The organism is Cellulomonas sp. (genome assembly GCF_035634735.1).
Taxonomy (GTDB): Bacteria; Actinomycetota; Actinomycetes; order Actinomycetales; family Cellulomonadaceae; genus Cellulomonas.
This window is the reverse complement of the sequence record NZ_DASQCJ010000033.1, coordinates 1-14,032: the sequence shown is the minus strand read 5'-3', so window position 1 is coordinate 14,032 and position 14,032 is coordinate 1. Positions and strand designations below refer to the sequence as shown.

Here is a 14,032-nt window from a genome sequence, read left to right as displayed (position 1 = left end):
GATCACGCGTGCCGCGCCCCGAGGTAGTCGGTGAGCGCCGCGAGGAACGCCTTCTTGCGCGGGCGGCTGATCAGCAGGTCGTGCCCGCCGACCATCAGCGCGCTGCTGCCCTGGACGCCGAGCACGTGCCGCAGGTTCACGAGGTAGCCGCTGTTGCTGCGGAAGAAGCTCTTGCCCTCCAGCTCCGCCTCCAGCGACTTCAGCGGGCCGACCACCGAGTACCGGCCGTCGACCGTGTGCACCGTCGTGCGGTGCTTGGCCGACTCCAGGAACACGATGTCGTCGGTCGCGACCCGCACCAGGCCGCCGTCGACGGTCAGCAGGAGGTAGTCCGCCGAGCGGCGGCGCAGCCGGGCGATCGACCGCTTGATCTCCTGCGAGAACGCGAAGTACGGCACGGGCTTGAGGACGTAGCTCAGCGCGTCGACCTCGTAGCCCTTGATCGCGTACTGGGTCATGTTCGTGATGAACACGATGACGACGTCCCGGTCGACCTGGCGGATCCGCTCGGCGGCGCTGAACCCGTCGAGCTCGGGCATCTCCACGTCGAGCAGCAGGATGTCGAACACCGGCCGGTAGCCGGCGACCACGTGCGCGCCGTCGCTGAACCGGGTGACCTGGAACTGCTCGCCGTGGTCGCGCTCGTACCGCGCGAGGTGGTCGACGAGCAGCGCGGCGCTCGCCGCGTCGTCCTCGACGATGCCGATCCTGATCACGGTGCCGTTCTCCGGGGTCCGCCTGCCTCGCCCGCACCCACGCGGGCCCATCCGCCCGCCCCGGAGCGGCGTGGCGTGCCGCGGTCCCCTGTCGCGGCCCGCGGCTCCGGCGGGTCGCGGCCGATGGTAGGTGACGCGCGCCTGACATGTCATCCACGCTGGCGGGAGGGTGGGTCGGCGGGTCCGATCGGGCGCATCGCGCCGGAGGGGGCGCCGGCGCGGTCACGCCGGCCAGGCGGCCAGCAGGTCGTCGGCGGTCCAGCACGCCGCCAACGGCGTCCCCGGCTCGACGCCCGCGGGGCACACCCCGACGAGCGGCGTCGCGGCGGTCACGCCGGGCACCGCGACGGCGTCGTCGGCCAGCGAGTCCACCTCGCTCGCGCGCAGCGGGGTGCCGACGCGCCACTTCACGGTCCCCACCAGCCGGACGGGCCCGGGTGCCCCGGCCGCACCCACGACGTCGATCTCCGGCACGTTGCTCCGCGGCCACCAGCCGCCGACGGCGGACACGTCCGGGTAACCCGCGTCGGGCAGCAGCCGGTGCAGCGCGGCCCGCACCACCGGCTCCACCGCGCGCCCCCGCCACGCCGCGAAGCCGCGGTCGATCCGGGCCAGGGCCAGGTCCGGCCGCGCGCGGTCCACCTCGCCGAGCGCGGGCTCCACGAACGCGAGCCAGAACCGGAGCGCGGGGTCGGCGATCCGGTACCGCCGGTTCCGCGGGGCGGAGGTCGAGGACAGCGGCTCGTCCACGGCCACCACGCGCTTGTCGACCAGCGCGCGGAGCGTGGCCGTCAGGCTGGCCGCGTTGAGGGGGCCGCCGCGCGCCGCCCCCTGGATCCCGCCGAAGGTGCGCTCGCCGTGCCCGCCGATCGCGGTGAGGACCCGCCGCGCCAGCGAGACCTCCCCGAACTCGGCGTCCAGCACGCGGGTCCCGGACACCACGAGCGCGCTGGTGGACGACGCCAGCGACGTCCGCAGGAAGTCGGCTGCCTGCTCCCCCGGCTCCCACTCCTGCGCGACGAGCGGGAGGCCCCCGGTGATCAGGTAGGCGTCGAACGCGGCCCCACCACCGAGCCCGGTCATCGCCGCGACCTCCCCGGGGCTGAGCGGGTCGAGGACGAGCTCGGTGCCCCGGGCGTAGAAGGGCTGGTCGGGCGCGGTCAGCCGCTCCATCATCGCGAGGTCCGAGCCCACGAGCAGGAGCAGCACGGGCTTGCGGGACAACCGCGCGTCCCAGACGCGCTGCAGCTCCCCGGCCCCGCCCTCGACCTGCTCGAGCAGCCACGGGATCTCGTCCAGCACCACCACGCTCGGCGCGTCGTCGGGCAGGGCGGCGGCGAGCAGGGTGAGCGCGGCCGTCAGCGTCGTCGGCGTGGATCCGCGCGCGACGTCGGCGCCCGGCAGGTCGGAGTCGGCGACGGCATCCGCGAGCAGCGCCAGCTCCTGGGGCACGGGCGCCCCGCGGGCGGCCTGGAAGGTCACCGACGGCAGGCCCGAGCGCTCCACGAGCTCCGCCACGAGCCGGGACTTGCCGACGCGCCGGCGGCCCCGCACGAGGACGGCCACGCCGGCGTCGGCCCGGCTGCCGGACCGGACCACGGCGAGCCGCCGCTCGAGCTCACCCAGCTCGCGCTCCCGCCCGACGAAGCCCATCGCCGCGCTCCTGACTGTGGGCGACTTTACTATGCTTGACTTTACTAAAGTCGACCATAGCAAACTCAGGTCGGGACGGCCATGGCCTCCTCCGCGTCCGCCTCGCCCTGCACCGCCGCGACGACGGCCGCGGCCAGGTCGTCCGGGCGGCTGAGCTGCGGCCAGTGCCCGGTGGGCAGCTCGACGACCGTGACGTCCCGGATCCGCGCGAGCTCGCGGACGTAGGGGTGGTCCTTCGCGATGAGGTCGCGCAGCACCGCCTCGGGCATGGTCGACGTGATGAGGGTGACCGGGACCTCGTACCGCCGCTCGTCGTGCAGGCGCTGCGCGCCGTTCGCGACGAGCGGCGGCACGGACACGGCGCGGGCGCGGAAGTCGGCGCGGATCTCGTCCGTCAGGCCCTCGAGCTCCTCCTCCTCGAACACGCCCCAGTCCGGCAGCGGCACGACGCCGTCGACCACCGGCAGCTCGTCGTTGACGACCCCGCCCTCGCCGAGCGGGCCGCTGTCGACGTAGATCACCTGCTCGACCCGGTCCGGGCGCAGGTCGGCCACGGCGTGCGCGACCGCGCCCCCGCCGCTGTGGCCGACGACCACGAACGGGCCGTCCATGCCGTCGATCAGCTCGGCGACCGCGGCCGCCTGGTCGGCCAGCGTGATGCCGGCGACCTCGTCCGCCGCGCCGCCGGCCCCGAGGGGCGTGACGGCGTGCGGCGCGTGCCCGGCGGCGGTGAGCGCCGCGGAGACCGGCGCCCAGGAGGACGCGTCGAGCCAGAAACCCGGGATCAGGACGACGTTCATGCTCCGACCGTAGACGTGACCTCCGACACACGCGACGGTGCGGCCTGGTGGCCTCGAAGCCGACCGCTCGGTAGTTGACACTTCAAGCGTATGGTGGCTGCATCCACCACCGATCCGGGGGTCGTCCCGGAGGAAGAGGTCGCCCCCATGAAGGCCCTGCAGTACCGCGAGATCGGCGCCCGCCCCGAGCTGGTCGACGTCGACAGGCCCACCCCCGGCCCGTCGGAGGTGCTGCTGCGCGTCACCGCCGCCGGCGCCTGCCACTCGGACGAGTTCATCATGGGCGCCTCCGCCGAGGACTACGCCTTCAAGCCGCTGCCCCTCACGCTCGGCCACGAGGTCGCGGGCGTCGTCGAGGAGGTCGGCGCCGGCGTGCACGGCGTCGAGGTCGGCGAGAGCGTCCTGGTCTACGGCCCGTGGGGCTGCGGGCGCTGCTACGCGTGCGCGTCCGGCGAGGAGCAGAACTGCGAGCAGGGCATGCGCGCCCCCGGCATCTTCACCGACGGCGGCATGGCGGAGTACATGGTCGTCGACGACGCCCGGCACCTCGTGCCGCTCGGCGACCTGGACCCGGTGCGCAACGTCTCGCTCACCGACGCGGGGCTCACCCCGTACCGCGCCGTGAAGTCGGCGCTCCCCCGCCTGACCCCGGGCACCACCGCCGTCGTCATCGGCTCGGGCGGCCTCGGCCACGTCGCGATCCAGATCCTCAAGGCGCTGACCCAGAGCACCGTCGTCGTGCTGGACGTCGCCGAGGACAAGCTGGCGTTCGCGCGCGAGGTCGGCGCCGACCACGCGTTCCTGTCGAACACCGACGCCGTCGACTCGGTCAAGGGCCTGACCCGCGGCCTCGGCGCGGACGTCGTGCTCGACTTCGTCGGCATCCAGCCGACCGCCGACCTGGCCGGCGGCATGGTCCGCGTCGGCGGCGACGTCGTGGTCGTGGGCGTCGCGTCCGGCGCCGTCCGGATCGGCCAGACCACCGTGCCGCTCGACGTCAACGGCCGCGCGATCAACTGGGGCTCGCGCACGGAGCTGATGGAGGTCGTCGAGCTCGCGAAGCGCGGCGCGATCACCATCCACGTCGAGGAGTTCACGCTCGACCAGGCGCCGGAGGCGTACGAGCGGCTGCACGCCGGCCAGGTCCGCGGCCGCGCCGTCATCGTCCCGGGCGCCTGACGCCCGCGCGCCGATCGCCGAGATCGGTGCCCCGGCCCGAGATCGGTGGCTGCGGGCACCGATCTCGGGCGCGACCACCGATCTCGGCGCCGCGGCGACCGGGCGAGCACCCGGCGCTCAGCCCGCGATCGTGAAGCCCGTCCCGCCCTCCGGGGCCGCGTCGTGCTCCTCGATCCGCGCCACCTCGGCGAACCGCGGGCCCTCGCGCGCCCAGGCCGCGAGCGCCGCCACCGCGTCGGCCGGGCCCTCGGCCAGCGCCTCCACCGTCCCGTCGGCGCGGTTCCGCACCCAGCCGGCGACGCCGAGCCGCCGGGCCTCCGCGGCCATCGACGCCCGGAAGCCGACCCCCTGCACCTGTCCGTGCACCACCCAGCGCCGCGCGGTCATCGCCCCAGTGTGGCCCGGGTGCCCGCGGGGGCGCACCCGGCGAGGATGGGCCGGGTGACCCGCCGCCTGCCGCACGCCGCGCCGCACGCCGCCGCGCCGGCCCCCGCCCGCCCGCTGACCCGGGGCGCCCGGGTCGTCGCCGCCGCCTTCCTCGTCTCCGGCGTCGTGCACCTGGCCCGACCGGGGGTGTTCGAGCCCGCCGTGCCGCGGGCCCTCCCCCGGCCGCGCGACCTGGTCCTCGCGTCCGGCGTCGCGGAGCTCGCGTGCGCCGCCGGGCTCGCCGTCCCCGCGACCCGGCGCGCGGCCGGGCCCGCGAGCGCGGCGCTGCTCGCCGCCGTCTTCCCGGCGAACGTGCAGATGGCGGTCGACGGCGTCCGCGGCCTCGGGCGGCACCGGACCCGCGGCGCCGGCGCGCGCGCGGCCGTCACGCTGGCCCGACTGCCGCTGCAGTGGCCGCTGATCCGCTGGGCGTGGTCGGCGGGCCGCTGACCTCGGACGCGCGGGCGCGCGCGCCGGTCCGCCCCCCTGCGGGAGACCGGCCCGCGCGCCGTGCGCGTCAGCCGTCGACCGGGCGGTTGCCCCGGAAGATCCCGGTGGGGTCGACCGCGGCCTTGACCGCCCGCAGCCGGTCGACCGTCGCGGCCGGGTAGGCCCGCCGGATCGACTCGTCCCGGTCGAGGAACGTGAGCGGCGCCGTCCCGGTGCTCCACGGCGCGAACGTCGTGAACAGCTGGTCCAGGGCGGCGGACACCAGCGGCGCCAGGTCCGGGCTCGGGACGATCGTGAGGCCGGTGAGCAGGTACGGCTCGTCGGCGGTGCCGGCCGCGGCCGGCACCCGCTCCCGGGCCAGCGCGCCGCCGACGTGCCGGAGCTGCACCTGGAGCAGCGGGGTGCCGCTGCCCGCGCCGGCGACCCGGAGCAGCTCGTCGACCGCGTCGTCGTCGAAGCCGTGCAGCCGGGTGCCGGCGAGCACGGCCGGCACCGGGTCGACGGGCTCCTCGGCGAGCAGCCCGACCTCCCCCGGCGCGACGACCCGGAACGTGTCCCGCAGCACCGGCCCGGCGGCGCGCAGCGGCGCGAGCAGCCGCTCGCCCGCCTCCGCGTCGCCCAGGTACGTCGCCGTGACCACCGCGAGCGACAGCCCGCGGAGCTCCGCCGGGATGAACGGCGCGTCCGGGAGGTGCATGAGCGTGAACCACGCCGTCAGCTCCTCCGGCGCGGACCGGGTGACGTCCAGGAACGCGCGGAGCACCGGCCCCGCCGCCTCGGCCGGGTAGCCGAGCAGGCCGCCGTAGATCCGCGGCGCCGGGTGCAGCTCGATCTCGAGCGCGGTGACCAGCGCGAACTCGCCGCCGCCCCCGCGCAGCGCCCACAGCAGGTCGGCGTCCGCGGGGTCGTCCGACCGGACCCAGCGCAGCGCGCCGGAGGCGTCGACGACCTCGGCCGCGCGGATCGACGCGGCGCCGGGGCCGTACGCGCGGCTGAACCAGGACAGCCCGCCGCTCAGGCTGTAGCCGACCACGGTGACGTCGGGGTTCGACCCGATGAGCGCGGTCAGCCCGGTCCCGTCGAGCGCGGTCTGCAGGTCGCCCCACCTCACCCCGGCGCCGACCCGGGCCACGCGGGCGTCCGCGTCCACCCAGATGTCGCCGAGCGCGGCCGTCCGCACGACGACGGTGCCGTCGAGGGCCGCGCTGGCGCCGTGGCCGTTCGGCTGCGCGCTGACGGTGACGCCGTTGCGGGCGGCCCAGCGCACGGTGGCCGCGACGTCCGCCGCGTCGGCCGCGACGACGAGGGCGAGGGGCTGCTGGTCGACCAGCCGGTTCCACGGCAGGCGTGCGACGTCCCACTCGGGGTCGCCGGGGTCGAGCACGGCGCCGGTGACGGCGGCGCGGAGCTCGTCGAGGAGCGTGGTGCCGAGCGGCTCGGGGGCCGTGATCTCCGTGACCATGCCGACGAGCGTCCCGGCACCGCCGGAGCCGCGGTATCCCAGGAACCTGGGTGGTCGCGGGCCGGTCCTCCCACACCCGGCCGACGCCGGGAAAATAGGTCTTTCCGGACGATCCGGACAGGAGCACCATCGGGAGCATGACGACGCTCCGGACGGAACCCGTGCAGCGCGGGCTCGAGGCCCTGGCCCGGTCCGGGCTGGAGTGGCACGCGTTCGCCGAGGAGGCGACCGAGCTGCTGGGCGCGGCCGTGCCCTACGACGCGGCGTGCATCGGTCCGGTCGACCCCGACACCGGCCTGCTGACCGGGTCGGTCAAGCGGAACCTCGGCGACGAGATGGACGCGGAGTTCCTGCGGCACGAGTACGTGACCGACGAGGTCAACCTGTTCCTCGCGCTCGCCCGGCGGGAGCGCCCGGTGGGCATCCTCGCCGACGACACCGGGGGCGACCCGCGCCGGAGCAGCCGGCACCGCGACGTGTTCGTCCCGCACTGGGCGCTCGACCACGAGATGCGCGCGACCGCGCTGGCGGACGGGACGCCGTGGGCCGCCGTCGCCCTGTACCGCAGCGGGGCCGCCGGCGGGTTCAGCCCCGCGGAGGCGGACTTCCTGGGGCGGGTGTCCCGCACGATCGCGCTGGGGGTGCGCGCGGGCCTGGTCACGGCGGTGCCGGCGCCCGGGGCCGAAGGGGCCGGCGCGACGCCGGTGCCCGGGCCCGCGGTGCTCGTCGTCGAGCCCGACGACTCGGTGAGCCGGCTCAGCCCCGCCGCGGAGGCGCGGCTGGCGGAGCTCGGCGGGTCGGGCTGGGGCGCGCTGCCCAACCCGGTCGCCGCGATCACCGCCGCGGCGCGGGCGCTCGGCGAGGGGCGGCTCGGCACCGTGCCCCGGCTGCGGGTGCGCACCCCCGCGGGCGAGTGGCTCGTGGTGCACGCCGCGCCACTCACCGGGCCGGACGGCAGCCCGCGGCAGGTCGTGGTGACGATCGAGGAGGCGCGCCCGCCGGAGATCGTGCCGCTGGTCGTCGCCGCGCTCGGGCTGACCGGCCGGGAGCAGGAGGTCGTCGCCGCCGTGCTGCAGGGCGAGAGCACGCAGGAGATCGGGCGCGCGCTGCACCTGTCGCCGTGGACGGTGCAGGACCACCTCAAGGCGGTGTTCGAGAAGGCGGGCGTCGGCAGCCGGCGGGAGCTCGTCGCGCGGGTGTTCTTCGACCACTACGCGCCGCGGCTCGGCGACCGGATCGCGCCGGGCGGGTTCTTCGCGGGGGCGTGAGGCGGGGCGCGCGGCGGTCGTCAGGACCCGTCGCGGCGCAGCGGGACGCCGAGGATCGTGGGCTGCGGCTCGGGCAGCGTGTCGAGCCCGTCGGGCGCCGGCGGCACGCCGCCCTCGGGCGCGGCGCCGACCCACACCCGCCACAGGCCGCCGTCCCGGACGACCCGGCCCGGGGCCACGAGGCGCGCGCGCCGGCCGGCCGCCTGCACCTGTGCGCGCAGGCCGGCGGCGTGCGGCTCGGGCACGAAGCCGACCACCCGGTTCCGGCACAGCACGACGACCGCGGCGTCCCGGCCCGCCTCGAAGGCGACGTCGACCGGCACCGGCGCGTCCGCGGCGCGCTCGACGGCCGACAGCACGCCCACGAGGGCGACCTGGAGGGCGCGGGCCTCGGCGGCGTGGAAGCCGGCGGGCACGTCGGCGGCGACCGTGGGGCGGCGGAGTCTCACCCGCTCAGCGTCCCATGCGCGGTCCCGCGGGCGGGCGCGGCGGGCGGGCGCGGCGGGCGCGGCGGGCGCGGCGGCCGAGTTCGCCGGTTCCGCGCCCGGGACGGCTGCGCAACCGGCGAACTCGCGCGCAACCGGCGAACTCGCGCGGACCCCGGCGCCCGTCAGTCCGGGACCAGGCCGAGGCGGCGGGCCGCGGGGACCGCGCGCAGCACCCCGCGCGCCGCCGGGCCGCCGGTCGCGACGAGCAGGTCGACGTGCGTGCGGCTCGACGGGAAGATCCGGGCGCCGGTCGCGTACCGGGCGTCGAACGCCGGGTCGAAGAACGGCGCGTCCGTCGTCGCGAGCAGGTACGTCATGCTCGCCACCCGGCCCACCGACCCGGGGCTGTACCGCCGGTGCGCCTCGGCGTACGCGTCGAGGAACCCGAACCACGCCGAGCCCGAGCGCAGCGCGTACCCGGTCCAGAGCGTCGCGCCGCCCGCGGCGAGCCGGACCACCCGGAGGTCCTTGTCCCGGCGGAACCCGCCGACGACCGCGCGGAACCACCGCTCCGCGACCGGGTCCAGCGCGAGCGCCGCGCCGCCGCGGCCCGCGTCCCCCTTCCACCCGGCCGCCTGCAGCGCGACGAAGTCGTCGTCGGCGCGCGGGTCGTCCGTGACGTCGTGCAGCTCCAGCGGGCCGCCCGCCTCGCGCGCGAGCCCCCGGACGCCGCGGCGCATGTTCCGCCGCTCGTCGGTGGCCATGTGGTCCCAGGCGAGCGGCGGGTCGACGACCGGCCCGGGGCCCTCGGGCACCTCCGGCACCGCGACGTCCGCCCGCGGCGCGAACGCCGCGACCTGCCGCCGGCGCTCCAGCACCGCCGTGCCGTCGGCCGCCGCGATCTCGGCGAGCGCCCGCTCCACCGGCCCGCCGAGCGGCACGTGCTGCAGCTGGAGCAGCCCCGGCAGCCCGGCGGACCGCGCCCCCCGCAGCATCGCGCGCAGCGCGTCGACCTCGCGCCCGGCGCGCAGCAGCGGGTGGTGCCGGTCGGCGTGACCGGTCATGAACGACCCGCCGGTCGTCGCCGCGCGCAGCGGGAGCCGCGGGGCGAACGGCTTGGTCGTCACCGCGAGCGCCGCCAGCCACGCGCCGCCGTCCTCCACGACGAGCAGCCGGAGGTCGGCGGCGGCCCGTCCCCGGTCGCGCGCCGGGAGCAGGAACCGCGGGTCGAGGTAGACGTTCGGCTCGGCGGCGTGGTCGGCCAGGCGGTGCCAGGCCTCGCTCTCCGCGTCGGTCACGTCGGCGAGCGCGAGCAGCCGGGTCCGCACGATGTCCTCCCCCTGGCACGCCCGGCGCGGGCATGTCCGAGCGCGAGCGTAGGAGCGGGTTTGTCCCGTTTTGTGTGCTTTCGCGGGTGATCCGAATGGCGACCGTTCGGCCGGGATCGCCGCGCCCGCGACCCGGGACCGAGGCGCGGACGCGACCGCGCTGCTCAGCGCGCGTGCGACCGGCCCGGCGGCGACCCGCGGACGACGCCGCGAGGGAAGCGCGTTCCCCCGAACGGCGGACACCCGGTCGGACCAGCGCGCGCCGAGCGCGGCGGCTCCCGCGGCCGCGCTCGGCGGGAACCACCGCGGTCGGCGCACCCGGCGGCGCGCCGCACCGCGGTCCCCGCACCCTGGCGCGCCGCCGCCGCGCGCGCCACACTGACCCCGCGACGACGACGTCGAGGGGGTGGGCCGTGCCGGGCGAGGAACCTGACCTGCTCCGCCCCGACGCGCGCTCCCCCGCGCGCCGCCGCGCCCTGCACGTCGCGCACGAGCGGTTCCTCAGCACCGGGACGGTCGCGGGCGTCCGGTCCCTCGTCGCCGACTCCTGGCGGCGCAGCCTGCGCAGCGGCGTCGACCCGGAGCGCCCGGCGCCGCCCGTCGCGCTGACCGACGCCGACCTGCGCGCCCACCGGTCCGAGCACCCGCTGCGGCACGCGCTCCCGGTCGTGCGCGGGCTGCTGCTCGACGCGGCCCTCACCGAGGGGTTCCTCGTCGCGCTCACCGACGCCGACGGCCGGCTGCTGTGGGTCGCGGGCGACGCCCGGGTGCGGCGGGCCGTCGAGGGCGTCGGGTTCGTCGAGGGCGCGGCGTGGGACGAGGCGCACGCCGGCACGAACGCGCCGGGCACCGCGCTGGCCACCGGGCACGACGTCCAGGTGCTGGGCGCGGAGCACTTCACGCGGGCGGTCCAGCCGTGGAGCTGCACCGCCGCGGTGCTCCGGGACCCGGCCGGGCGGCCGCTCGGAGCGCTCGACGTGACGGGGCGGGACGCGGCGGCGTCGGCGCTCATGCTGTCGCTGGTGCGCGCGACCGCCGCGGCGGTGGAGGCGGACCTGCGGGCGCGGTCGCTGGCGCGCGGGCCGGGCCCGGCGGGCGGCGCCGGGTGGCCCGCCGCGCGTGGGCCGGACCCCGGGGCGCCCGCCGGCGGGTCGCTCCACGCCGGGGAGCCGACCCGCCCCGGGCCGGACGGGGCGACCGGGACCGCGACCCCCGCCGCCCGGCTCGAGGTGCTCCGCCCCGGATCCGGCGTCCTGCACGCCCCCGGCACCGGGGCGCGCGCCCTGTCCCTCCGGCACGCGGAGCTGCTGCTCCTGCTCGCCGAGCACCCGCGCGGCCTGCACGCGGACGAGCTCGCCGTGCTGCTGCACCCCGGCACGATGTCCGACGTCGCGGTGCGCGCGGAGGTGTCCCGGCTGCGCCGCGTCGCCGGTCCGCTGGTCGACCGGTCCCGGCCGTACCGGCTCGCCGTCACGCTCGGCACGGACGTCGCCGGGGTCCGGGAGGCGCTGGCCACGGGCGACGTGCGCGCCGCGCTCGACCGGTACGCCGGGCCGGTGCTGCCGCGGTCGCGCGCGCCCGGCGTCGAGCAGGTGCGGGACGCGCTGGCCTCCGACGTCCGGGCCGCCGCGCTGCACGCGACCGACCCCGTCGTCCTGGAGCGCTGGCTGGACCGGGAGGAGGGCGCCGAGGACTGGCAGGCCTGGGAGCGGCTCGTCGCCGTAACCGCGCCGGGGTCCGCCGCGCACGCCCGGGCGGCGGGGCGGCTGGACCTGCTCGTGCGCCGGCTGGGCACCGGGCCCGCGCGGCACCCCTGGCGCTGACGCCGGCGGCGGCACCGCCCTGGACGGGCTCGTGGTTTCACGTGTAACTTGTTGGTGACACGTGGAGGTCGGTCATGACGGTGGACGAGCTGGTGCAGGCGCTGGGTGCGCTCGCGAGCCCGCAGCGTCTGCGCGTGCTCGCGGAGCTCGGGCAGGAGAGCGTGCACGTCAGCGAGCTCGCCCGCCGGGTGGGCATGTCGCGCCCGCTGCTCTACGGCCACCTCACCAAGCTGGAGCAGGCCGGCCTGGTCGTCAGCCACCACAGCGTCTCGCCCGACGGCAAGGCGCTGCGGCACTACGAGGTCGTCCCGTTCGACCTGCGCGTCACCCCCGCGATCGTCGCCGCGGCGATCGCCCAGACCCCGGAGGAAGGGCCCTGAGCATGGAGAGCATCCCGTGGTTCGCGTGGATCGTGCTGGGCGCGATCGCGTTCGGCAGCCTGGCGTCGGTCACCGACAGCGTGCTGAAGAACCGCCGCAAGATCGCCGAGATCCACGCGGGCCCGTCGCGGCACGAGGTGCTGGTGCGCCTGGACGCGATCGAGCACCGGCTGGAGCGGATCGAACGGGCGCTGTCCGAGGTCCCGAACTGACGCCCGCGCGGGCCGCGGCCTGCGGTGCAACGCACCTGCAACTCCTCCCGCTCTAGCGTCCGGGGCACGCGCCGCAACGAGGCGGCGCGCCCGGCCGCCACCCGCACCCCGGAACGGCCGGTCAGCCTGCACGGAGGGCGCACATGACCGTCTACGCAGCGCCGGGGCAGCCCGGCAGCCCCGCCACCTACCGCGAGCGCTACGACCACTGGATCGGCGGCGAGTTCGTCGCCCCGGCGTCCGGCCGGTACTTCGAGAACCCGTCACCGGTGACGGGCCGCACGTTCACCGAGGTCGCGCGCGGCGACGCCGCCGACGTCGACCGGGCGCTGGACGCCGCCCACGGCGCCGCGCGGTCCTGGGGGAGGACGTCCGCGACGGAGCGGGCCGTCATCCTCAACAAGATCGCCGACCGCATCGAGGACAACCTCGAGATGCTGGCCGTCGCCGAGACGTGGGAGAACGGCAAGCCCGTCCGCGAGACGCTGGCCGCCGACCTGCCGCTGGCCGTCGACCACTTCCGGTACTTCGCCGGCGCGGTCCGGGCGCAGGAGGGCTCGATCTCCGAGATCGACGCCGACACCATCGCCTACCACTTCCACGAGCCGCTGGGCGTCGTCGGGCAGATCATCCCGTGGAACTTCCCGCTGCTCATGGCCACCTGGAAGCTCGCGCCCGCGCTGGCCGCCGGCAACGCCGTCGTCATGAAGCCCGCCGAGCAGACCCCGGCGTCGATCCTGCTGCTGATGGAGCTGATCGCCGACCTGCTGCCGCCGGGCGTCGTCAACGTCGTGAACGGGTTCGGCGTCGAGGCGGGCAAGCCGCTCGCGTCGAGCCCACGGATCCGGAAGATCGCGTTCACCGGCGAGACCACCACCGGGCGGCTGATCATGCAGTACGCCAGCCAGAACATCATCCCGGTGACCCTGGAGCTCGGCGGCAAGAGCCCGAACATCTTCTTCGAGGACGTCGCCCGCGCGAAGGACGACTACTACGACAAGGCGCTCGAGGGGTTCACGATGTTCGCCCTCAACCAGGGCGAGGTGTGCACCTGCCCGTCGCGCGCGCTCATCCAGGAGTCGATCTACGACGGCTTCCTCGCCGACGCCATCGCCCGCACCGAGGCGGTCAAGCAGGGCAACCCGCTCGACACCGAGACGATGATCGGCGCGCAGGCGTCCAACGACCAGCTCGAGAAGATCCTGTCCTACATCGACATCGGCAAGGCCGAGGGCGCCAAGGTGCTCACCGGCGGCACCCGGGCCGAGCTCGACGGCGACCTGGCCGGCGGGTACTACGTGACGCCGACGATCTTCGAGGGCAAGAACTCGATGCGGATCTTCCAGGAGGAGATCTTCGGCCCGGTCGTCGCGGTGACGTCGTTCTCGGACTACTCGGACGCGATCCACACGGCCAACGACACCCTGTACGGCCTGGGCGCCGGCGTGTGGTCCCGGGAGTCGGCGATCGCCTACCGCGCGGGCCGCGACATCGAGGCCGGCCGCGTCTGGACGAACTGCTACCACGCGTACCCCGCCGCGGCGGCGTTCGGCGGCTACAAGGGCTCGGGCGTCGGCCGCGAGAACCACAAGATGATGCTCGACCACTACCAGCAGACCAAGAACCTGCTGGTGTCCTACTCGGGCCAGAAGCTCGGGTTCTTCTGACCGGCACCCCGTGGGGCCCCGCACGCCCGGGGCCCCACGGGCAGGGAGGCACGATGAGCAGGGTCGACCACACCCCGGCCGCCGCCGACATGCTGCGCCGGCTGCGGGACCAGCACGGGGAGCTGATGTTCCACCAGTCCGGGGGGTGCTGCGACGGGTCGTCGCCGATGTGCTACCCGGCGGGCGAGTTCCTCACCGGCGACGCCGACGTCCACCTGGGCGACCTCGACGTGGCGGCGG

The 14,032-nt window shown here is 76.7% G+C and carries 15 protein-coding genes; 8 read left to right on the top strand and 7 right to left on the bottom strand.

The features are described from left to right. Positions 1-2: 2 nt before the first annotated feature. The 3 genes from VER05_RS02975 to VER05_RS02965 all read right to left on the bottom strand — a co-directional run bounded on the left by VER05_RS02975 (position 3) and on the right by VER05_RS02965 (position 3,169). A complete protein-coding gene (locus VER05_RS02975; protein ID WP_324843912.1) occupies positions 3-716 on the bottom strand; it encodes a LytTR family DNA-binding domain-containing protein in 714 nt (237 codons plus the stop codon). A 222-nt stretch (positions 717-938) separates the two neighbouring features. Then, positions 939-2,369, bottom strand: coding sequence for an ATP-binding protein (locus VER05_RS02970; protein WP_324843911.1), 1,431 nt, complete (start codon positions 2,367-2,369; stop codon positions 939-941). 65 nt (positions 2,370-2,434) lie between these two features. Continuing rightward, positions 2,435-3,169: an alpha/beta fold hydrolase gene (locus VER05_RS02965; protein ID WP_324843910.1), complete on the bottom strand. Its 735-nt coding sequence runs from the start codon at positions 3,167-3,169 to the stop codon at positions 2,435-2,437. A 147-nt stretch (positions 3,170-3,316) separates the two neighbouring features. On the opposite strand from VER05_RS02965, the gene VER05_RS02960 reads away from it, so the two are divergent. Continuing rightward, entirely contained in the window at positions 3,317-4,348 is a 1,032-nt protein-coding gene (locus tag VER05_RS02960) for an NAD(P)-dependent alcohol dehydrogenase (protein WP_324843909.1), read from the top strand. A 117-nt stretch (positions 4,349-4,465) separates the two neighbouring features. Here the strand turns inward: VER05_RS02960 and VER05_RS02955 are convergent, their stop codons facing one another. Beyond that, the gene (locus tag VER05_RS02955) at positions 4,466-4,735 is read right to left on the bottom strand and encodes an acylphosphatase (RefSeq protein WP_324843908.1); all 270 of its coding nucleotides are present in this window, start codon (positions 4,733-4,735) and stop codon (positions 4,466-4,468) included. Positions 4,736-4,789: 54 nt separating this feature from the next. Here VER05_RS02955 and VER05_RS02950 point away from each other — a divergent pair, with 54 nt between their 5' ends. Next, positions 4,790-5,224: a DoxX family protein gene (locus VER05_RS02950; protein ID WP_414647538.1), complete on the top strand. Its 435-nt coding sequence runs from the start codon at positions 4,790-4,792 to the stop codon at positions 5,222-5,224. 67 nt (positions 5,225-5,291) lie between these two features. Here VER05_RS02950 and VER05_RS02945 read toward each other — a convergent pair whose 3' ends face one another. After that, positions 5,292-6,686 carry an FAD-binding oxidoreductase gene (locus VER05_RS02945; protein ID WP_324843906.1) on the bottom strand — a complete coding sequence of 465 codons (1,395 nt, stop codon included), beginning with the start codon at positions 6,684-6,686 and terminating at the stop codon, positions 5,292-5,294. A 137-nt stretch (positions 6,687-6,823) separates the two neighbouring features. Between VER05_RS02945 and VER05_RS02940 the strand changes: the two genes are divergently transcribed. Then, on the top strand, positions 6,824-7,954 hold the full coding sequence (locus tag VER05_RS02940; protein WP_324843905.1) for a LuxR C-terminal-related transcriptional regulator: 1,131 nt from the start codon (positions 6,824-6,826) through the stop codon (positions 7,952-7,954). A 20-nt stretch (positions 7,955-7,974) separates the two neighbouring features. Here VER05_RS02940 and VER05_RS02935 read toward each other — a convergent pair whose 3' ends face one another. Further along, positions 7,975-8,403, bottom strand: a complete 429-nt coding sequence (locus VER05_RS02935; RefSeq protein WP_324843904.1) for a hypothetical protein — start codon at positions 8,401-8,403, stop codon at positions 7,975-7,977. Between the two features lie 161 nt (positions 8,404-8,564). Continuing rightward, positions 8,565-9,710: a GNAT family N-acetyltransferase gene (locus VER05_RS02930; RefSeq protein ID WP_324843903.1), complete on the bottom strand. Its 1,146-nt coding sequence runs from the start codon at positions 9,708-9,710 to the stop codon at positions 8,565-8,567. 413 nt (positions 9,711-10,123) lie between these two features. Between VER05_RS02930 and VER05_RS02925 the strand changes: the two genes are divergently transcribed. From VER05_RS02925 to VER05_RS02905, 5 genes are all read left to right on the top strand, one after another. Beyond that, positions 10,124-11,533 (top strand): transcriptional regulator, encoded by a 1,410-nt coding sequence (locus VER05_RS02925; protein ID WP_324843902.1) that lies wholly within the window; start codon positions 10,124-10,126, stop codon positions 11,531-11,533. A 74-nt stretch (positions 11,534-11,607) separates the two neighbouring features. After that, entirely contained in the window at positions 11,608-11,913 is a 306-nt protein-coding gene (locus VER05_RS02920) for an ArsR/SmtB family transcription factor (protein ID WP_324843900.1), read from the top strand. Between the two features lie 2 nt (positions 11,914-11,915). Beyond that, positions 11,916-12,125 carry a hypothetical protein gene (locus VER05_RS02915; RefSeq protein ID WP_324843899.1) on the top strand — a complete coding sequence of 70 codons (210 nt, stop codon included), beginning with the start codon at positions 11,916-11,918 and terminating at the stop codon, positions 12,123-12,125. A gap of 143 nt (positions 12,126-12,268) precedes the next feature. After that, positions 12,269-13,792, top strand: coding sequence for an aldehyde dehydrogenase family protein (locus tag VER05_RS02910; RefSeq protein WP_324843898.1), 1,524 nt, complete (start codon positions 12,269-12,271; stop codon positions 13,790-13,792). 53 nt (positions 13,793-13,845) lie between these two features. Beyond that, positions 13,846-14,032, top strand: a 187-nt coding sequence (locus VER05_RS02905; protein ID WP_324843897.1) for a DUF779 domain-containing protein, incomplete at its 3' end; no start/stop codon positions are given.